20 protein-coding genes are annotated in these 19,870 nt (G+C 51.9%); 12 read left to right on the top strand and 8 right to left on the bottom strand.

The window, feature by feature from the left end; genetic code table 11:
- Positions 1-203 precede the first annotated feature (203 nt).
- From rbfA to QEH59_RS07950, 6 genes are all read left to right on the top strand, one after another.
- On the top strand, positions 204-554 hold the full coding sequence (gene rbfA, locus QEH59_RS07975; protein WP_308984837.1) for a 30S ribosome-binding factor RbfA: 351 nt from the start codon (positions 204-206) through the stop codon (positions 552-554).
- Entirely contained in the window at positions 544-1,542 is a 999-nt protein-coding gene (locus tag QEH59_RS07970; protein ID WP_308984836.1) for a DHH family phosphoesterase, read from the top strand. Before rbfA ends, QEH59_RS07970 begins: the two co-directional genes overlap by 11 nt.
- 73 nt (positions 1,543-1,615) lie before the next feature.
- On the top strand, positions 1,616-2,344 hold the full coding sequence (gene truB / locus QEH59_RS07965) for a tRNA pseudouridine(55) synthase TruB (RefSeq protein ID WP_308984835.1): 729 nt from the start codon (positions 1,616-1,618) through the stop codon (positions 2,342-2,344).
- Positions 2,345-2,436: 92 nt separating this feature from the next.
- Positions 2,437-3,381 (top strand): riboflavin biosynthesis protein RibF, encoded by a 945-nt coding sequence (gene ribF / locus QEH59_RS07960; RefSeq protein WP_308984834.1) that lies wholly within the window; start codon positions 2,437-2,439, stop codon positions 3,379-3,381.
- Between the two features lie 144 nt (positions 3,382-3,525).
- Positions 3,526-4,464: an RluA family pseudouridine synthase gene (locus QEH59_RS07955; protein WP_308984833.1), complete on the top strand. Its 939-nt coding sequence runs from the start codon at positions 3,526-3,528 to the stop codon at positions 4,462-4,464.
- Between the two features lie 169 nt (positions 4,465-4,633).
- Complete coding sequence (locus tag QEH59_RS07950) at positions 4,634-5,203, top strand: response regulator (protein WP_308984832.1); 570 nt, start codon at positions 4,634-4,636, stop codon at positions 5,201-5,203.
- A gap of 7 nt (positions 5,204-5,210) precedes the next feature.
- On the opposite strand, the gene QEH59_RS07945 is transcribed toward QEH59_RS07950, so the two are convergent.
- Positions 5,211-5,483 carry a hypothetical protein gene (locus QEH59_RS07945; RefSeq protein WP_308984831.1) on the bottom strand — a complete coding sequence of 91 codons (273 nt, stop codon included), beginning with the start codon at positions 5,481-5,483 and terminating at the stop codon, positions 5,211-5,213.
- A gap of 122 nt (positions 5,484-5,605) precedes the next feature.
- On the opposite strand from QEH59_RS07945, the gene QEH59_RS07940 reads away from it, so the two are divergent.
- Both QEH59_RS07940 and QEH59_RS07935 read left to right on the top strand, forming a co-directional pair.
- A complete protein-coding gene (locus QEH59_RS07940; protein WP_308984830.1) occupies positions 5,606-6,607 on the top strand; it encodes an NAD(P)H-dependent glycerol-3-phosphate dehydrogenase in 1,002 nt (333 codons plus the stop codon).
- 88 nt (positions 6,608-6,695) lie between these two features.
- The gene (locus QEH59_RS07935; RefSeq protein WP_308949335.1) at positions 6,696-7,205 is read left to right on the top strand and encodes an SET domain-containing protein; all 510 of its coding nucleotides are present in this window, start codon (positions 6,696-6,698) and stop codon (positions 7,203-7,205) included.
- A 95-nt stretch (positions 7,206-7,300) separates the two neighbouring features.
- Here QEH59_RS07935 and QEH59_RS07930 read toward each other — a convergent pair whose 3' ends face one another.
- The 4 genes from QEH59_RS07930 to QEH59_RS07915 all read right to left on the bottom strand — a co-directional run bounded on the left by QEH59_RS07930 (position 7,301) and on the right by QEH59_RS07915 (position 10,664).
- Positions 7,301-8,497 carry an AIR synthase-related protein gene (locus tag QEH59_RS07930; protein ID WP_308984829.1) on the bottom strand — a complete coding sequence of 399 codons (1,197 nt, stop codon included), beginning with the start codon at positions 8,495-8,497 and terminating at the stop codon, positions 7,301-7,303.
- 172 nt (positions 8,498-8,669) lie between these two features.
- On the bottom strand, positions 8,670-9,050 hold the full coding sequence (locus tag QEH59_RS07925; RefSeq protein WP_308984828.1) for a GxxExxY protein: 381 nt from the start codon (positions 9,048-9,050) through the stop codon (positions 8,670-8,672).
- A 270-nt stretch (positions 9,051-9,320) separates the two neighbouring features.
- Positions 9,321-9,971, bottom strand: a complete 651-nt coding sequence (locus tag QEH59_RS07920) for a lysophospholipid acyltransferase family protein (RefSeq protein ID WP_308949332.1) — start codon at positions 9,969-9,971, stop codon at positions 9,321-9,323.
- 63 nt (positions 9,972-10,034) lie between these two features.
- Positions 10,035-10,664: a (d)CMP kinase gene (locus QEH59_RS07915; protein WP_308984868.1), complete on the bottom strand. Its 630-nt coding sequence runs from the start codon at positions 10,662-10,664 to the stop codon at positions 10,035-10,037.
- A gap of 280 nt (positions 10,665-10,944) precedes the next feature.
- Here QEH59_RS07915 and QEH59_RS07910 point away from each other — a divergent pair, with 280 nt between their 5' ends.
- A complete protein-coding gene (locus tag QEH59_RS07910; protein WP_308984827.1) occupies positions 10,945-13,191 on the top strand; it encodes a TonB-dependent receptor in 2,247 nt (748 codons plus the stop codon).
- Positions 13,192-13,211: 20 nt separating this feature from the next.
- Positions 13,212-14,288: a PepSY-associated TM helix domain-containing protein gene (locus tag QEH59_RS07905; RefSeq protein WP_308984826.1), complete on the top strand. Its 1,077-nt coding sequence runs from the start codon at positions 13,212-13,214 to the stop codon at positions 14,286-14,288.
- Between the two features lie 64 nt (positions 14,289-14,352).
- Here QEH59_RS07905 and QEH59_RS07900 read toward each other — a convergent pair whose 3' ends face one another.
- Both QEH59_RS07900 and QEH59_RS07895 read right to left on the bottom strand, forming a co-directional pair.
- Positions 14,353-16,332, bottom strand: coding sequence for a TonB-dependent receptor domain-containing protein (locus tag QEH59_RS07900; RefSeq protein WP_308984825.1), 1,980 nt, complete (start codon positions 16,330-16,332; stop codon positions 14,353-14,355).
- A 42-nt stretch (positions 16,333-16,374) separates the two neighbouring features.
- On the bottom strand, positions 16,375-17,544 hold the full coding sequence (locus QEH59_RS07895) for a PepSY-associated TM helix domain-containing protein (protein WP_308984824.1): 1,170 nt from the start codon (positions 17,542-17,544) through the stop codon (positions 16,375-16,377).
- Between the two features lie 263 nt (positions 17,545-17,807).
- On the opposite strand from QEH59_RS07895, the gene QEH59_RS07890 reads away from it, so the two are divergent.
- Positions 17,808-18,710 (top strand): hypothetical protein, encoded by a 903-nt coding sequence (locus tag QEH59_RS07890; RefSeq protein WP_308984823.1) that lies wholly within the window; start codon positions 17,808-17,810, stop codon positions 18,708-18,710.
- On the top strand, positions 18,700-19,125 hold the full coding sequence (locus tag QEH59_RS07885; RefSeq protein WP_308984822.1) for a hypothetical protein: 426 nt from the start codon (positions 18,700-18,702) through the stop codon (positions 19,123-19,125). Before QEH59_RS07890 ends, QEH59_RS07885 begins: the two co-directional genes overlap by 11 nt.
- Positions 19,126-19,179: 54 nt before the next feature.
- On the opposite strand, the gene QEH59_RS07880 is transcribed toward QEH59_RS07885, so the two are convergent.
- Positions 19,180-19,848 carry a hypothetical protein gene (locus tag QEH59_RS07880; protein WP_308984821.1) on the bottom strand — a complete coding sequence of 223 codons (669 nt, stop codon included), beginning with the start codon at positions 19,846-19,848 and terminating at the stop codon, positions 19,180-19,182.
- Positions 19,849-19,870 lie beyond the last annotated feature (22 nt).

Below are 19,870 nucleotides of genomic sequence, written 5' to 3'. Positions count from 1 at the left end.
CTCAAGAGTGGCTTTGATGATCTTGGAGCACTCTTTTTCACTTCACGTGTGAGTGACTTCCTGGTTTGAGGGGAGTCACTCTCCGTCATTTTCATATAAATGTGATCGTGAGACTGGCCCTGTATCGAAAGGCGGTCTCCTTTACACGGTCTTCAGTCACCATTTTATAGTTATTATATTTTGCCACTTAGTGGCCCGCTGACATGTCCCAACGTATTACACGCATCAATGCACTTTTACAGCGCGAAATCAGTGAGCAAATGCGTCGCTATTATCGCGCTGATACTGCGGCAGTTACCATCAGTGATGTCGATTGCTCTGCTGACCTACGCAACGCCCGTATTTATTATTCAGTGTTAGGCGATGATGCTGAGATTGTGGCGACACAAAAGCTCTTCCGCAAGATTGGTAAAGATATTCGGCAGCGAGTTAGTCGCGAAATCACCCTTAAATACTTTCCAACTTTTTATTTTATCTACGATCCTTCGCTCGAGCGTGGGGCCGAGATCAACGCCATTTTAGATCAACTCGACCAAGACAAAAATGAAGGATAACCAGTTTTACCCAGAAGATAGCGCGCGTTTTGCAGCGGCAATTGAAGTACTGCGGGGGCAGAAGGTTGCCGTGCTTGGACACCAGCGTCCGGATGGGGATTGTATTGGCTCCACAGTTGCTCTTGTGCGGGTATTACGCACCCTCGGGATTGATGCGGTTGGTTTGAATCGCGACGCGATTCCCGCAACATTGAAAGCCTTTGTTGGCGATACTCCCATGTTCTTGGCTGAAGACTTCACTCCGGCGGGCCATGTTGCGGTCTCAGTGGACTGTGCAGATTTCAAGCGGGTTGGTGAGCGTTTGAATGAGCTCTTTCCCACGGTGGCCTTAAATGTGGATCACCATATTTCCAATAAGTTGTATGGCTCGGAGAATCTGGTGATTGCCACCGCCTGTGCCACTGCTGAGATTCTGGCTGGTTTTTATTTAGACAATGGCTACGAAATCGACGCAGTCACCGCGCAGGCCTTATATGTTGGGATTGCGACCGACACTGGGCAGTTCCGCTTTCCTTCTACGACGCCGGACACCTTTGAGATTGCTCGCCGCCTATGTGAGTGTGGTGCCAATCCTTCTGCAGCGGCGCATGAGCTGTATGAGAGAGAGAGCTTTGCAAAGATTAAATTGCTACAGCATTTTCTGAATTCCTTGAGCATGGAATTTAATAATCGTGTGTGCGTTGGTTTGATTCAGGACGGTGTGTATGAAGAGTGCGGTGCCACGATTGATGACTCTGAGGGCTTAGTTGATTACGCGCGCTCTATTGATGGGGTAGAGATTGGTGTACTGATAGAAGATTGTGCAGGGGCACTTAAAGGGAGCCTACGCGCCAAAGATCCCAAGCAGCGGGTAGATCAGATTGCTAAGCAGTTTGGCGGAGGCGGGCACGCATGTGCGGCAGGTCTGAATGTCGCCAAGAGTTCGATCAAAGAATTTTATCCACAATTGATGGCGGCCATTGGCGCACATCTCAGTACTATCGATTAACACCACTCTGTCTGATTGCTTCGACGATTGTATCAACTGTTTAGATTAGAGCGCAGCGTCAGACTTTTAGAACATGTCTCAACTTACTAATGACGTGCCGGAAGGCATTCTCCTTGTCGATAAGCCCCAGGGCATCACCTCCCATGACGTTGTGTCAAAGATGCGTCGTGTCTTTCATATGAAGAAAGTGGGTCACGCTGGAACGCTTGATCCAATGGCGACTGGGATGCTATTGATTCTTATCGGTAAAGCCACCAAGGCCTCTCAGTATTTGATGAGCATGGATAAGGAATATGTCGGTCGAGTTAAATTAGGTGTTATTACGGACTCCCAAGACGCGGATGGTGAAGTCACTGAGGAACGTGCAGTGCCAGCGTTGAGCGAAGAACAGGTGAAGGCTGAGATGAAGACATTTATTGGTGACCAGTACCAAACACCTCCTATGTTTTCCGCAAAGAAAATCAACGGGCAGAAGCTCTATAAATTGGCGCGGCAGGGGAAGACTGTGGCGCGTGAACCCCGTGTGATACATATCAGCCGGTTTGATATGACTAAATTTGAGTTGCCGGAAGTTTCTTTTATCGTGGGCACCAGTAAAGGGGCTTATGTCCGCACGATTGCGAACGATCTTGGTGAGCGTTTGGGCTGTGGTGGGCATTTGAATGAGTTGCGACGGACTGCGGTTGGCCAATTTCGTATTGAAAAGGCATCTACGATTGAAGCCTTGGAAAATATGTCACCGTCCACTCTCAGGAAGCAGTTGATTCCTGTCATTCAAGCAGTGCCAAGTCACGCCCTGTAGCTGATGGTATCGATTTTGAGTGATCACACGGGTATTTCTTGCAGAGTAACATTATACAGTAGCATTCACGACCGCAACCAATCCTCTCCTTAATGAACTTCCCAGTTGCAGTTGATAGCTTTGAGGCACTTGCTCATTTAAATGGAGAGCTGCATCTCGCCATCGGAGTATTCGATGGTGTGCATCTTGGACATAAGGCTGTTATTGAGTCGGCTGTATTTTCGGCCCGTCGCAGTCACGGTTTTTGTGGCGTGCTGACTTTTGATCCGCATCCCAGTCGGCTTTTTCGGCCTGAAGCGCCTACGCGTCTTATCATGCCAATTGAGATGAAGACTCGGATGCTGCATCAGGTTGGGGTGGATTGTGTGATTCGGAAGCATTTCGATCATGCTTTTGCATCCATTCCCGCAGATCGATTTTTGAGCCAGTTGCAGGATGCGTTACCAGCTTTGAAGTCGATTTATGTTGGTGAGAATTTTCGTTTTGGTCAAAAGCGTGCCGGCGATGTCTCGACTCTGATTGAGTCAGGGCGTTTACTTGGGCTGGGGGTATTTAGTGCGGAGCGTATCAAGCATAATGGGCAACCGATCAGTAGTACTCGTATTCGCCAAGAACTTGAAGCGGGTGCAATTGTTGCTGTAAACGATTTGCTTGGTTACAATTACACGGCCTCTGGTGAGATCATCCGCGGCGCACAGTTGGGGCGTACTATCGGTTTTCCTACTTTGAATCTGCCATGGCAGCCAGAGTGTCTGCCTCGATTTGGTGTGTATTATGTTAAATTTCGCCTCACAGGTAGCAGCGAGTGGGCTTCAGGTGTCGCTAATTATGGTGTTAAGCCCACAGTGGCAAATCCAGGGCAGATGCCGGCACTCGAAGTGCATGGCTTGGAGCCCACCGACTTAGCGGCTGGAGACTGTATTGAGGTGGAGTGGCTTCAGTTCATTCGTCCTGAGCAAAAATTCGATTCTATAGATGCACTCAAAGCTCAGATCGCTCTCGATTGTGCCACTGCCCGTGATTGGGCCGCTCGATGATTTTTGCTGCATCATTGTTTGTCGTATGCGAGTCATTAGACCTGTCTCGAGTGTTGCCGGGTCATGGGGATGACCTGGCAAGGGACAGGCCAGCGTTCATGGTGCTGTTAATCTCCTGAAAGCGAATTTATTATAGTTACTATTATGTCGGACAGAATCATAGAATTTACGGTGCCTGCGGGGGCGACTGCGGGACGCGCAGACAAGATCTTCGCTTCTGAATTTGACGACATTAGCCGTGCGCGTTTACAGAAAGCCTTCGATGCCGGGCAGGTGACTTTTGATGGTGTGACTATAGATAAGCGCTTTAAAGTAAATCGCGAGGGCATCCTGCGAGCCGTTTTGGAAGAGCCCACTTTTGATGTGTCACCCGTAGCAGTCGACTTGCCGCTTGATATAATTTATGAAGATGAGTCGATTCTGGTGGTTAATAAAGCGGCTGGTATGATCGTTCACCCTGGTAGCGGCACTGGGGACAACACCCTCGTCCATGCGCTGCTTCATCACTGCGGTGAGAATTTGAGTATGATTGGCGCTCCCAATCGGCCCGGCATTGTGCATCGTTTGGACAAAGAAACCAGCGGCCTAATTATCATCGCGAAGAATGATACTGCACATCATAAGCTGGTTGCTGAATTTAGTGAGCGTAGAACCTATAAACGTTACACTGCTTTAGTTTTTGGGCACCCAAAGGTGAGTCGCGGTAGTGTTAAGGAGCCCATCGGTCGACATCCGGTGATGCGCACCCGTATGGCAGTTGTGCATAGTGGGAAGTCTGCGCATACCGATTGGAAGGTTGAAGCGCGCTACGGGCATAAAGTGACTCGTATGAGCTGTGTTATTCATACTGGCCGGACACACCAGATTCGTGTACACATGAGCGAGATCCGTTTTCCTTTATTGGGGGACACTACTTATGGTTTCAAGCCAGGGCGCTTGAAAGAAATTGCGGTGCCTCGCGTTATGCTCCATTCCTCTGAGTTACACATTCAGCATCCTGATCGTGATGAATTGATGAAATTCAAAGCACCTTTACCTGCAGATTTTGAGGCACTTATTTCTCAGGTCGAAGATCTTACTTGAGTGTCGCTCTATTTTTCAGCAGTTGGCAGTAGTGTGACAGCCATCGAGGCAGCATAACGATGTTGCCTGCATTCCTATATCATGCCGTCTGCTGGCACAGTTGATGTTGCCGAATGCTAGCGGGCTCGTGTCTTGACCTCATAATTTTGTGTATTAGTCTATTGGTCACATGGAAATTCTGATTGCCGAAGATGATATGATATCGCGTAAGTTGCTGACGACTGCGCTTAAACAGTTTGGTCACTCGGTAAAGGCTTTTGATAATGGTGCGGATGCCTGGGCAGAATTTGATGTCGCACCTGTGCGTGTGATTGTGAGTGATTGGCTAATGCCAGGTCTGGATGGTTTAGATTTTTGCCGCCGTGTGCGTAAACGTATGTCTACGGAATACACTTATTTCATCCTGTTGACAGCCAACGCACAGGGAAAAGATTCTTATATGGAGGCGATGAACGCGGGGATTGATGATTTCTTAACCAAGCCACTGGATCGGGATCAAATTTGTATGCGACTGCGGGTCGCTGAGCGAATTTTGAGATACACATCTGCGATTCAACATTTGGAAAGTATGCTTCCGATATGCTCCTATTGTAAAAAGGTGCGCGACGACAACAACTACTGGCAGCAGGTGGAGACTTATCTTTCTAATCGGATGGGCACCAGCTTTAGCCATAGCGTATGTCCGACCTGTTATACCAACAAGGTGAAACCTGAGATCGATAAGATCAAAAAAGGCTGAGTCTAGATTAATTCTTTAATATCGCGAAGGCGGCGATACTTTCAATAACGATCCAGCCGAATAGGAGTGCCAGTAGAATGGTGATCACTATGGCTAGGCCCTTACGGCGTTGACGTGGTAGATCGAAGCGGTCGAAGGTGCGTCCGCGTACCGAAGGTTGTGACATGTAGCTGCCTAGGTTGACACGACCATTCGAGTAGCCGTTGCGGTCCGACGGCACTTTATAAGAGCCGGCTTTTTGAGCGCGCCGGTAGCGCCAACGGTAGATGTAACGGAGCATTGGTTTCGAAGAAGACAAAGGGTTGTCAAACGAAGTCAAGCTATACAGATTCGACTTTCACGCCACATTTTCAATCGTTAATAAGCGTAAATTTACGTTAATTATTCACCAACCAAATTTTTATGAATTGTTGTATCTTAGGAGCCGGTGCTTGGGGCACTGCGATGGCTCTACATCTTGATCGTTGTGGTCATTCTGTCACATTGGTGCCGCGCCGCATCGAACACGCGCTTGATATTGCATCGAGACGGGAAAACCGAGATTATTTGCCTGGCTACAAGTTGCCACACACGATCCAGATCGGCTGTGAGATCGGGCCGGTGCTAATGGAGGCGGAGGTGATCTTTCTCGCCTGCCCGTCCAAGGCGCTGCGCTCACTATGCGCATCCATCAAGCCGCATTTGCAGGCGGCGTGGCAGCTCAAGCTTGCTCTAATTATGTGTAAGGGCTTGGAGCTGGACAGCCTGAAGACACCCGCTGAAATCGTCGCCGAAGAATTGCCAGGTCTCGCCTGTGGCGTGCTGTCCGGCCCTACCTTCGCGGGCGAGGTGGCCGCTGGCAAGCCCACCGCAGTGGTGCTGGCTGTGGGCAGCGACTGTGAGCAGCCCGAGCGCTATCAGGAAGCTTTTAGTAATACCGGCCTGCGCGCGTATCTTTCCGATGATGTGCGTGGCACCGAACTAGGCGGCACCTTGAAGAATGTCTATGCTATCGGCTCCGGTCTATGTGACGGCCTGCAAATGGGCGACAATGCTAAGGCAGCCTTACTCACCCGCAGCCTGAATGAAATGGTGCGGCTGGGCGTCGCGCTGGGCGGGCAAAAGGAAACCTACTTCGGACTCAGCGGCTTCGGCGACCTCGTCGCGACTTGCGCGGGGCAATGGAGTCGCAACCGCACTTTTGGACAACGAGTCGGCGAGGGCGAAGCGCCGCAGGCGATTGTTGATGGTCAAAAATCGGTAGTCGAAGGCTACCTGGCGACCGAGTGTTTATATCGTATCTGTCAGGAGCAAAAAGTCGAAGCGCCGATTCTTGCTGTGATTCATGCGATCCTTTACGAAGGCCTAGAGCCACTGACTGCGATGCAGCAGCTGATGACCCGGGATTTAAAATCTGAGAGCTAAGCGTTGGGGCGCCACTTGTGACGCCCCAACGCTTAGCCGAATTTATGCGGGCGTCACAAGTGACGCCCCTACCTTTTTAAAACGAGAAATGCCAAAATCACTTTGCAAAGTTAAATCATCCACCATCCACGGGCGCGGGCTGTATGCCACCGCCGACATTGAGGCGGGCACGGATATTATCCAATACATCGGAGAGAAAATCTCCAAGGAAGAGTCGACCAAGCGTGCCTTGGAGTGGGAAGAAAAAGCCCGCGAGACTGGCGAAGGCCTGGTGTATATCTTTGAGCTGGATGATGAGTATGACATCGACGGCCGGCTCGGGGATAACCCTGCGCGCTACATGAATCACTCCTGCGACGGGAATTGTGAAGCGATCAACTACGACGGCGAGATCTGGATCGTAGCGCTCAAGGACATCAAGAAGGGCGACGAGCTGGTCTATGATTATGGCTACGACATGGAGCACTTTCTCGATCACCCCTGCAAATGTGGCTCCGATAACTGCATCGGCTACATCGTGCGTGAAGATCAGCGCGCGAAGGTGAAGAAGCTACTGCGCGGTAAGAAAAAGAAGAAGAGCAAGAAAAGCAAAAAGTAGGTGGCTTGGGTAGGGGCTTCAGGTCTTCACTTGTGAAGACCTGAAGTCATGTAGCTCGGTATTGGCGGTCTTCACAAGTGAAGACCCTACGATTTTTAGTGCTCCAGTTCGTAAGTCAGTGTCTTGCCTGCGTGCTTAATGGTGACGTGGTTCTCGCCGTCTGCGCGCTCGGTGGCTTCGGTGCGGCCGATGATTTGGGCGGGGATGCCGAAGGACTCGCTTTGGGCGATGATGGCTTCGGCGGCGTCGGGCTCGCAGAAGATTTCCATCCGGTGGCCCATGTTGTAGACGCGGAACATTTCCTCGTCGCTGGTGCCGCTGGCCTTTTGGATGGCCTTGAAGATTGGAGGAATGGGCAGGAAGTTGTCCTTGATGTGGTGCACCCCGGTGCCGAAGCGAATGCACTTGGTCTGGCCGCCGCCGGAGCAGTGCACCATGCCGTAGATGCTGTCGCGGTTTTCGGTGAGCAGCTTTTTAATGACGGGCGCGTAGGTGCGGGTGGGGCTGAGCAAGGCGTCGCCTACGGTCATGTCGGCCTCGGGCAGCGGGTCGTCCATCTTGTAAGGGCCGCAGTAGAGATATTGCTTGTCGGTTGTGAGGTCGACGGTCTCCGGGTACTTCTCTAAATAGTAGGGGCTGAGCAAATCGTGGCGGGCGCTGGTCAGGCCGTTGCTGCCGATGCCGGAGTTTTCGAAAGTCTCGTAGTTGGCTTGGCCGGAAGAGGCGAGGCCCACGATCGCGAGGCCGGGCTTGATCTTGGCGTTGTCGATCACATCGGCACGGTCCATCACCACCACGGCGCAGGAATCGACGGTGACGGTGCCGGTGAGGTCGCCCACGTCGGCGGTTTCGCCGCCGCCACTGTGCACCCCGACTCCGTATTCGCGCAGAGTGGCGAGAAAGTCTTCAGTGCCGGAAATGAGTTGGCCCAGTGCTTCACCGGGAATGGCGCGGGCGTTACGGTTGACGGTGCTGGAGATCAGGATGCCGTCGATCGCGCCCACACAGAGCAGGTCGTCGATATTCATGACCAAGCTGTCTTGAGCGGTCTTGCGGAAGCCCTTGGGATCGCCGGTTTCCTTGTAGTGCAGGTAAGCGAGCGTGCTCTTGGTGCCGGAGCCGTCGGAGTGAATGATGTTACACTTGTCGGGGCTACCGGTCAGGATGTCGGCGCCGATTTTACAGAAAGCGCCCGGAAAGACGCCACGGTCCAGATTGTCGACCACTGCGTGGACTTCGGATTTCGAGGAAGAGACGCCGCGTTGGGCGTAGCGATCGGAGGATGTGCTCATGGGAATTGAATTTGGGACCGTGGATGGAGGACGTTGATTGGAACCGTTAATTTACGTTAATTAGCGTTAATTTTTATGACTTGGAAATACGTGGACTAGAAATACGTGGGCTTGGAAATGCGTGGGATGGAAATGTGTGGGATGGGAAGGGGGGGGAACTGCAATGAGGTGCTTATGATGGGTTTAGAGTGACTTTTCGCCACTGTAAACTTGGATGCTTAAAATTTATGATGAGACCAGTGGTTTTTTGCGTGAATCGCAGATAGGTCAACATCTGTCCGAGTTCGTAGTCGCCGATGTTTTCAATTGTTTTGGTATCTACGATGACTGCGTCTTCGACTTCGAGGTCGGGGATGTATTCGTCGACTTTGACATCGCGGTAGATGACTGGGTAGCTGGATTGTTGACTATATTGAATGTCGAGGTGCTGGAGCTCGACGACTAGAGCGCGTTCGTAAGTCTTTTCTCGGAGGCCATATCCTATCTTCGAGTGAACCGTCATCGCCGCCCCGATGACTTTGTAAATCAGTTTCTCTATCTCGGCTTCGTCCATTTTACCCCTTTAATTCTAAGGCCATCTCGATTTCACATAGATCCAAGTCACAGCTTGAGCAACCACGCATATTAAAGAGCAATATGAGCAGCTACGTATGTTTAAGTTCAGTTTGAGCAGCTACGCATATTAAAGAGAAGTGTGAGCAGCCACGCATGTTAAAGTGCAGTTTGATTAGTTACGTATTTCCAAGTCATAAAAATTAACGCCAATTAACGTAAATTAACGGTTCAAAAGCGTCTCCAGCACTGGTTACGGTCCATTCACGGTTCAAACGATAGGTGTGATCGGCGGTTGTAGGGCGGCGATGCGTTGCATGATGCGGCGACTGGCTTCCAGGTAGCGTTCGGGGTGCGCTTTGCCGGGGTCGATTTCGGCGGTGGTCATGGGCGTGCCGTAGGCGATGTGAATGTGGCCACCGAGTTTGGGGGCTTTGGCGTTGCGGCCGTAGGCTTCGTAGGTGCCGAAGAGGCGGGTGGGGATGACGGTTGCTTTGGATTTGCAGGCGATCATCCCAGCGCCGGGTTTGGGCTCAGCCAGTTGGCCGTCGGCGGAACGTGTGCCTTCTGGATAGATGGCGACGGCGCCTTGGGCTTTGAGCGACTTAAAGATCGCTTTGAGCGACTTGATCTCCGCGTTTTCGCGGGCGACGGGAATGGTGCCGATCTCGACCAGTGCCTTGCCGAAGAGGCCCTTGAACAGGGTGTCGCGTGCGAAGTAGTTGATGGCCCGATGGTGACAGGCACCAATGGCGGGTGGATCGTAGAAGCTTACGTGGTTGGCCGCAAAAATGACGGCACCTTCTTGGGGCACGTTTTCAAGGCCACTTTGCGTGTAGTCGTAGCAGGTGTTGAAGAACCAGTCTGCGGTGACGCGGACGACTTCGTAGAGTTTTGGGTTGGGAATGGAGCTGGTGGACATCACTGGGTGAAGGTTGGAATCAATGTTTGAGAGCTTTAGGTCTTGGGCGGGCGGGCGCAGTGCCTATTTCTCGATTAAAGTGGCGATTTTGTCGATCACCTCCTCTAAGGTGTGCGGGCCGGTGTCGATTTGGGTGGCGCCTTCGGGACAGACCAGTGGCGCGGTTTTGCGGGAGGAATCCATCTTGTCGCGGGCGGCGATGGAGTCGGTCTGGCCCTCTTTAGCGCGGCGTGCGCTGCGGGTGGCCTCGTCGGCATGGAGGAAAAAGCGGTGTTCGGCATCCGGGAAAATGACGGAGCCGATGTCGCGGCCCTCCATGATCAGGCCGGCATACTTGTGCTCGCGGGCGAGCTCGGCCAGCGAGCGCTGGTAATCGAAGAGCTTCTGGCGCACGGCGGGCACGGCGGCGAATTTGGAGACGTTGGCGTTGACCTCGGGGGAGCGAATTTCGGCATCCGCCGGCACTTGACCGTTGATGCCGAGGCGTGCGCTGCGGCCTTCGATTTCGGTGCTGAGGCGGAGTGTGTCCAGCACTTGCGGGATCGTTTCCGGCTGTCCGGCATCCGCGCCGGCGGCGAGTAGAGCGTAGGTGAGCGTGCGGTAGTGCGAGCCAGTGTCCACGTGCATAAGGCCCAGTCGCGTGGCGAGACCCTTAGATGTGGAGGACTTTCCGACGGCTGCGCCGCCGTCCATTGCGATGATTTTAAACTGTGTGGAAACTGACATCGTCTCCAAGAAAACCGATAGTGGCTAAAGCTAAAGGTTAAAAGCGGCGGATTTACCGTCCAGCTCATTGCAGCTTGGTTTTGTGGGCTTGCTAGTTGTCGTGCTGGGATTCAGCCATTCGCAGCCCATGTAGTCGAACGGGTGGAACATGCGACTCTTGACATTTTGAGATTAGGTCTCATTATCGTGGTTTTTCTCTCAAATCCTGTCTGATTGAATACGGTTAATCTAGCTGAGAATTATAAATATGAAACACAATTTATCTGAAGACCGCACCGATTCGGTGCCTGCATTACGGCGTTTGGGGGCTGCGTTAGTCGCGATTGTTACGCTCGCACAGCCAGTCATGGGACAGGCCGATGTCGGGACCGCATCGCGCTCGTCTGATCAAGAGGCGGCCTCTGTGGTTGAGATGGATGCTGTCACATTGACGGCAAGCGCTGATGCTTCATCGGAGGGGCTTGCGCCCGCGTTTGCAGGGGGACAAGTCGCGACGGGATCGCGCTTAGGGATTCTTGGAAATCGTGATATACGCGACACGCCTTACAACACGACTGCGTATACGGAAGAGTTGATTGAGCAGCAGCAAGCGCGTGGAATTGGTGAGGTCCTACTCAATGATCCGACGGTGCGGGTGGCGCGAGGTTTTGGAAATTTTCAAGAGGTCTACATCGTGCGCGGGTTTCCGATTTTTTCAGATGATATCGCGTATAACGGTTTGTATGGTCTGTTGCCACGTCAGTATGTCGCGACGGAATTTGTCGAACGGGTGGAAGTGGTGCGGGGCGCTAATTCGTTTTTGAATGGTGCGGCGCCTTCAGGCAGCGGTATCGGCGGCTCGGTGAATATTCTTCCCAAACGTGCGACTAACGAGGCACTGAATGAGTTAACCTTTGCGGTTGAGAACAATGCGCAGTTTCACACAGGCGTTGACGTGGCGCGACGTTTTGGATCAGACGACGCCTTTGGCATTCGCCTTAACGGCGCCTTTCGCGATGGGGAAACCGCCATCGATGGGGAGGATCGCAATCTCGAATTGTTTGGTATCGGGCTTGATTACCGGGCAGATCGCTACCGTTTGTCGGCTGATATTGGTTATCAATATCATCGCATCGACGCGCCACGTCCGAGTGTGACGCCAACTGGCGATATCCCGGATACACCCGATAGTGATAGCAATTTTGCTCAATCTTGGACTCATTCCGAGGAAGAGCAGGTGTTTGGCACATTGCGTGGTGAATTTGACATTAGTGAGAATTTTACTGCTTGGGTCGCAGCTGGGGCTCGTTTGGGGGAAGAGGATAATGTCTTAGCCAATCCGAGAGCCGATGTAGACGGCGTGACTAATGCCTACCGTTTTGACAATACACGCGAAGATACGGTGACTACAGGAGAAGTTGGAATTCGGGGTCGAGTGAATACGGGAGCCATCTCGCACGAGCTCGGTGTTTCTGCGAATGCTTTTAATTACAAATCTAAAAATGCATATGCTTTTTCCGATTTTGGCGGTTTTGCTGGTGATTTGTATGATCCCTATGATGTGCAGGCACCGCTTGCCAATGCCCTGGTTGGAGGGGAGCTTTCTTCGCCTGACGTTACGGAGCGCATTAAAACGCGTAGCTTCGCGGTTGTAGACACTCTGGGCTTTGTGGAGGATCGTGTTCTATTGACTGTTGGAGCGCGCCATCAGAATCTTCAGGCCTATTCATACAATTACAACACAGGTGCGAAGACTTCGAGTTATAACGAAGACGCGGTCACACCCATGGCGGCTGTGGTCGTCAAGCCGCGTGAAAATTTGTCATTGTATGCGAATTATATGGAAGGATTGGTTAAAGGTGACGTCGCGCCAGCCACTAGTGGAGGCGTGGCAGTTGTGAATGCAGGTGAGGCTTTAGAGCCTTACAAAGCGCAGCAATTCGAATTAGGAATCAAATATGAGTCCGAGGGGTTTGGTGTAACGCTGTCGGCCTTTACGACTGATCGTCCATTCAGTATTGTAGATTCAAATAATGTGTTCAGCGACGGAGGCGAACGTCAGCATCGTGGGCTGGAGCTGATGCTTTACGGCGAACTCAGCGAAGACTTTCGGTTACTCGGGGGCGCAACTTATCTGGATACCGAATACTCGAGTACAGAAGACGGGCTCAATGAGGGGAATGATGTCGTCGGTGTGCCGGAGTATCAAGTTAACTTAGGCGCTGAGTGGGATGTGCCCACATTGGAGGGGCTGACATTGACCGGGCGGATCATCCACACGTCATCGCAATATGCGGATATGGCGAATTCGATCGAGGTCGATGCTTGGACGCGTTTTGATGTAGGGGCACGTTATCGTACACGCATTGGAGATGCAGATGTGATTTTCCGTCTCAATATTGAAAATCTAACCGGCGAAGATTATTGGGCCTCAGTCGGAGGATTCCCTGGCTCGAATTACCTCGTGCTGTCGGAGCCGCGGACTTTCGTTTTGAGCACGACTGTGCGCTTTTAGCGTCCTTACTTTACTGTTGCGTGAAGATCAAAACGATATGGAAGATTCATTCGTGGCTTGGGCTAGTTGCTGGTATTCCTTTGCTGTTGATTGCTTTGACCGGGAGCCTCTTGGTTTTCAAAGACGAGCTGAATGCTTGGCTGATTCCAGAGCAGGCGCTCGTTGAGCCGACATCAGCGGGTCCACTTAAATTGGTGGAGCGCTTGGCCGCTCTTAGGGCTGGGCTCCCCATGCACGAGGTGACAGGGTGGTCACTGGGAAAAGGGCCGAAGGATGCCGACTTTGTCTACGTCATGGCGCATGGCGACAACGAATGGTTGCATGTATACCAGAATCCATATACGGGTGAAATTCTAAGTGAGCCCGCGCCCCTGAATGCACAATTGATGGAGTGGCTGTTGGATGTACACTACACCTTTCTAGCTGATGATCTAGGTATGGCGATCTGCGCTCTGTTGGCTATTTTGCTCTGTTTACTTGCCGTTACTGGTTTCTTTATCTACCGAAAATTTTGGAAAAATTTTCTCCGTTTGCGTTGGCGAACGAGCCTACGCCTACTGAGTGGAAACCTGCATAAGCGCGTCGGAGTGCTTGCGGCGCCGATACTGCTGATTCTGGGGGGGACTGGCGCTTATTGGAACATTGATCACGTGCTGCATGAGCTGGAGCATCATGCAGAGGAGGACGGGGCGCATGAGCCATACTTGATGGCAGGTGGTCTTTACGCTGCGGATCTGCCATTAGATGCCTTGGCTGAGCAGGCGCGTGAAACCATTCCTGAATATAAGATTAACTATATCGGTTTCCCATGGGAACCGGGGGTGGACATCATATTTTGGGGCTCTTTTGAAGGGCAAAGTCCTCTGCGCAGTCAGCATCACAGCACAGTCGCGTTTAATGCGCAGACAGGGGCCTATGTAAGCAACACTCGTATGAATGAAGCTTCTCTTTGGAAGCAAATTGAGGATAGCTTCGAGCCTTTACACTACGGTACTGTGGGGGGCTTATTGACCCGTGTGCTTTGGTGCGTGTGTGGTGCCGCGCCTGGCTTTCTCGCATTGTCAGGGTTTTTCATCCGTTGGAAGCGAGGCTACTAGAGCGATAAAAAAAGCACCACCGTTGTAGAACGGTGGTGCTTTGGAGAGTGAAGATGGGGCTCGCTTAGAAGCGGTAGCTGGCGCTTACGCGTACGACACGACCAGCGCTTTGCAGGCCATTGTCTGTGAACAGGGTGTGGTCCTGATATTGTTTATCGAAGACATTGTCGATGTTCAGAGACAGCTCTAGATTCTCCAGTGCAGGGGGCGTCAGGCTGAAGTTGAGGTTGTGTAATACATAGGAGTCTTTCTCCGCGACAGAAGGGTAGCTGCCTAGGGGGACTTCGTCGACGCTTTCGCGGTATTCGATGAACCAACCGGCGCGCCAGAAGAAGCGACCGTCTGCGTGGGTGGCGACATAGCCGAAGTCGCCGATCCAACGGCGGCCTGCGACAACCATGCCGAGATCATCGCGGTAGTCGTAACCGTCGACTTCGGGATCTGAATCGGAGACACCTGCAGCGGCATAAAAGCCGTTCTTGCGTAGGCCGAGTTTTAGTTCATAGCCATCATTTTTGATGTCACCGAGGCTGCCACCGCTTGTAGGATAGAAATAGTCTTCGATTTCTTGTTTGTAGATCGAGCCAGTCGCGAAGTAGAGCCCGTTATCATAGTCGAATGAAAGTTTCCATGTGTTGGCTTTTTCACCTTCGCTGTCTGCTGGGTACATGTTCCAAGGGGCTAGGAAGGCTTCGCGGCGAGTGACACCACGATAGGCTTCAGCATAGCCACCTGTGATCGAGAGGTGTTCGATCGGCTTTACGGTAAGGTTAATGTTCGGGCTTACTTCATCTGACTCGAAGTCCTGATCGAAGTTGTCGTCGAAATTGTAATCATCGTAACGTAAACCGAAAGACAGCTCTGCGTATTCAGTCACAGGGACAAACGCTTGTGCGTAGAGGCCAAATACTGAGGAGTCTTCGTCGCCAGTGGCGGGGCCTCCCGCATCTTCATATTTAGCGGTGATGTCGTCTTGACGGTAATCCATCCCGTAGGTGATGGAGAATAGTTGAAAGGCGCTGGTGTTGCGTAGGTCGAAGCCGATGCTCTCTACGTAGGCCTGGGCGTATTCTTCGCCGTCACTTGGGTCGCCGTCGCTTTCATAGCCTTGGTCTGTGTAGTAGAGAGTTGTTTCAAGGTCGATCCAGTCGTTGTCCTCCGGGTTTAATTGATAGCGAACGGTCGCGGTATCGCGCTCCGTTGTCATCGGCACTAGCGAGCCTGTCCAGCCGCCAAATACGCCTGTGTCGATATTGACACGATAGTATGAATCAAAGTCTTCCTCGAAGTGTTCGAAGCTGAATTCAATTGTTTGGGCGTCGTCGATTTTTCCGGTTAGTTTGGCCAATACACTTTCGCGTTCGTAAGCAGAGTTTTCGATGGTGTCGCCGTTGCCGTCATCGAGTTCAGAGCGATCCATATAGGAGGCAGAGATCAATGCGCCCCAGCCGTCGGCGACTTCGCCGAATAGGGATTGGGAGAATTTGAAACCATCGCCGTTGCTGTAACCGGTGACCTTGGAGAGGCCGCCGAAGTTTTCGCCCTCTTTGAGTAGATCATAGGCGTTCTTAGTTTCGAAGCGAATCGCACCAGCGAGTGCGCCTGCGCCATCGAGTGCCGACCCAGCGCCCGCCTGGATGTCTACGCTTTTGAGTAATTCCGGCTCCACTAGGACGCCAGACTGGTGGTGATGTTGAAAGGTTTGTGCGGCGCCGTCTACTGTCACATTGGCAAGAGTCGACTCCAGGTTGTAAATATAGATTTGTTGCGCCTGGGCCTTACCACCGTTGACGTGCATGGAGAGGCTTTTGTCAAAGAGTGCGGCCAGATCCTCGGGTTGCTTTGATTCAATATCGGTGGAGGAGACGTTGTTCAGCTCCAATGATTCAAGCGCTTCGGGTGCGGCTGCGCCTTGAAGCGTGGCTTCTTCCAGATCGACGGCGTCGTCGGCATGGAGTGCAGAGCCGAAGCCTGCGGTGAGGAAAACGCCCAGTCCGAAGCTGAGTCCTTTTCGGTATCCAGTGATGTGTTGTTTGGCTTTCATGTATGTTTGTTGTTTGGGTTGTAAAATGTGTGAGGGTTGCTGTTAGCGGGTGCGTCGATGTTGATTGAAAAAGCGGCGGTAACTTAGGCTGAAGCCGGTATAGACCAGCACCAGTGCCGCGAAGCAGCCGAGTGAAGCGATGACTTTACCCCAAAAACCGAAGGCTCCTCCTGTATGTAAGAAACGTATCCAGATGCGCGCCTGAAGGCCGGCACTGCGATCTTTCAGGTGGGTGGCGCGCAGAATGAGACCGCGATAAGGATCCACATCTACTGGCATCCAAGCGCGGTTGGGCATGTAGTCGGGGAGGTAGAGGTCGAGACTGACGGGCTTGTTTAGCGGTGCCTCGCTTGGTGCGAGCAAGGGCAGGCCAATTTTCTCCCACATCGGGTAGGCGTCTTGAACGGGGGCCAGCATTGCTTCAGCTGAAAGTGGCTGGCTGTTGTGAGCCGGGGGTGCAATTTCCAAGGGCGCTTGTGCCATCATGCTGAAATTGCGTGCTTTAGGAGGCTCTTCTCCGAAGGCTAGGAAAGGTAGCTTGTGCCCCCATTCAAATGAGATCGAGACCGCTGTGGCAGCCAGTATGAGGACCACCGGTAAGCTCCAAAATCCAAAGACATTGTGCCAATTAAAATCGCGAGCTTTACTGCTGGAGTAGGAGCGAAACCAAAGGATGGCACGGATCGCGCGCCAGCTCCAACGGCGTGGAAACCATAGGTAGAGCCCTGTTATGCAAAGTATCACCAGCGCTAGATTGCTGATGCCCGTCACCAGGCGTCCCAAACTGCCGGGTTCGCCTGATCCCCCAAAAAATCGATGCCACTCCTCAATTTCGTGAATGACGTGGTGCACCGCCTCACGGTTGGACTCGCTGATGGCGCCGTTGTAAGGGTCTACATAGATGGGCCCCTTCCGGCTGTGGTAAAAACTGTAGGCCAAACTCGGGGCGGAGGGCACTTCTACGTAGTTTGCGGCAAACTCAGGGAGTGCTTGCTGCAAATGTGACTGCGCAGTTGCAATCGACATGCGTTCCGCTTCAGGAGTGGCGGGCTGCGCAATTTTTACCGCTCGATCCGACCATTCTAGCATTTCATCTTCAAATGCGATCGCGATCCCAGTCGCTGACATCATAGCGATTACGATTCCCGTGATCAATCCGCTGACTAAATGAAGCCAGAAGATCGATTTTCGTAGTTTGCTGTTGAGTGCCATATTGCGAGGGGAATTGTTGAAACCTTTGCTTTTTGTTCTGCTAATGAGACGCATTTTCAGTGGGGCGAAAGTGATAATGGGTCTCATTTCGATTTGTCAATGTCTGATTGTGTGAGGTGATATCACTTGACTCAGAGGTATCGCATCGGAGGGGCGAAGGAGTCATCGATGAAAAAAAGAATCGAAATATGTTGCACTTTTTTACCAATTGCGACTGTGTCTCACTCGCATTAGAGAATTATTAAAAATAAAACCCGCATAGCATGGACGAACTCAATCGAAGATGGCCGCATAAAAACCGCATTGGTGTTTCCTATCCGGATGCGCCTTATTCGCGTCTGAGGCATGGCTTTCGCACGACAGCAGATGGGTTGATCCCAATTTTAGAGGATTGGTCGTATTTGTTATATTGTTTGAGTCGTGTGCCGCAGTTGTTTGTACAGCTTGACCAGCCCTGTGGACGGATGACAGTACGCATTGGGCGCAAGGACTTATTGGCTTCAGTGGATGGCCGAGTGGCTGGTAGCGCTTTAATACCTGCACCCAATTTTGAGGGCTGGAGTCGTGCCACTGCGAAATTGGAAGCGTGTCATTGTTGTGGATCACCGGGGGGCGTACAGTTATATAATGAGTTCGGTTTTCAGTTTATACAGATGAGTGCACCGAGTGATCTGGCGCCGTCGGGCTGGGCATCTGTACTGGGGGACATCGCATTGGATAGGCCCGCTCAGGCGCCAGTTGTCGCGTCGGCATCCACTCGTGATTGGGGGCGTCTGCTGTGCCCAGAGGATGCTGTGGAACAGCATTGTTGTGGAGTGAGTTGTTTTCAGCCACTTCATGCCGCATATCAGATGGGTTTGCCATTGGAAGTTATAGCGCGGCGTTATGAAGTAAGTCTGTTGCATACGTATGTGATCGAGCGCTTTGAGCGAGAGGGCTATTGGGCGCACTGTTTCGGTACCCTTGGGGGCTTTAGTTTAGATCTATATGCAGTCAAGCGAACAGTCTTGCATGATGAGGGTGGGCGTCTCGCCTGGCTTTTATTAGGTGATGGGGATGCGGTGCTGTATGAGCTGAGGGCGGCGCGGGAGCTTGCTGCTGAAAGTGCCTGGCAGCAAATTATGCAGACGCAATTGACAACAGGAGGGGCGAAGGATGCATACTAGTTTAAGTATTTATCATAACTGCACTGAAGGTGAGACTTGGGCTTCTGCTTTTATGCTTTGCCGCCATGCTGAAGATTGTGGCGTAAGGGCAGAGATGTTTGAACTATCGACTGTCAGTGAGCAGCGCTTACAGAGCGGAGGTTATGTAGTGTTTATCTTGAATCAGGCGGGTTCGATTGCATTACAGCAGCGTCTCGCGGCAACCAACTTATGGCTGGGGCGACTTAAATATTCTATTTTAATTTTAGGAGATGTTCTTGCTTCGGCTTCTGCCCAAGCGCTCGACGAGTGCTTTCGTTCGCTAGGAGCCGTCGCTGTGGTGGATTCGATTGCGGTGGATTTCTTCAAAGCACGAGTCATTGCGGATTGGGAAGACTGTGTGCTGCAATTGGCGACCGACCTGCAAGCGAGTTAAGCTGAGCGTTGTCTGAGGTCTGGCGCGTTTGTTAGGGAGAGCAGCAGCTGTTAATTAGCGGAGAGCATGCGTCGTGTCGGGAAGCTCTGGGGCACTCTTGTCTTTGGCCAGGGCTAAGTGGCGTTCGCGTGCAAACATATCTTCTTCCCACTGCTCGAGTTCGGCTTCTTTTTGGATGAGTTGATTCATGCGATCCAACAGATCTTCTTCCATTTTGAGTAAATCAGCTTCGCGCATGTCGATTTGGTTCTGTAGACTGGCTTGCTCGATTTGCTGCTGATCGAGCTGCTGCTTGAGTTTCTCTATGGTCGTGCGGTCTGCCGTGACTATTTCGACTGTTTTGAGAGCTTGGTCGAGTTTGAGATGTAAGCGCTTTTTTTCCTTACGTAATTCGGAAATCAGACTTTCAAGTTGTTCAATCTGGCCGGCTGCGCGTGAAAGGAATCGCGGCCCTTTATTGAGCGTTCCTTTTTGAGTGCTCACGTAAGCGCTGGGTTCCAGATCATCGATTTTGAGCCCAAAGGTGGCAGTTAAATCGGGGTACTCTAAATTCGGTCCTACTGTGAGTAGATTTCGTCGTTTCCGATCCGGTGACTCCAGTAATACTACATAGTCTACATCGCGATCCGTAAATAGGGCTTCGACAGCTTTTCGCTTAGAGCGATCTACGCTCTTGAGCAAAGTTTCCCGGCTGATTTCTCTAATTGTATGATCTGTGCTCATTCGCTCTGCTTTCCATTCTGGC

The organism is Thalassobacterium sedimentorum (assembly GCF_031127905.1).
GTDB classification, from domain to species: domain Bacteria; phylum Verrucomicrobiota; class Verrucomicrobiia; order Opitutales; family Coraliomargaritaceae; genus Thalassobacterium; species Thalassobacterium sedimentorum.
Note: the sequence above shows the minus strand (reverse complement) of the source record. Positions and strands in the feature narration are given on the sequence as shown.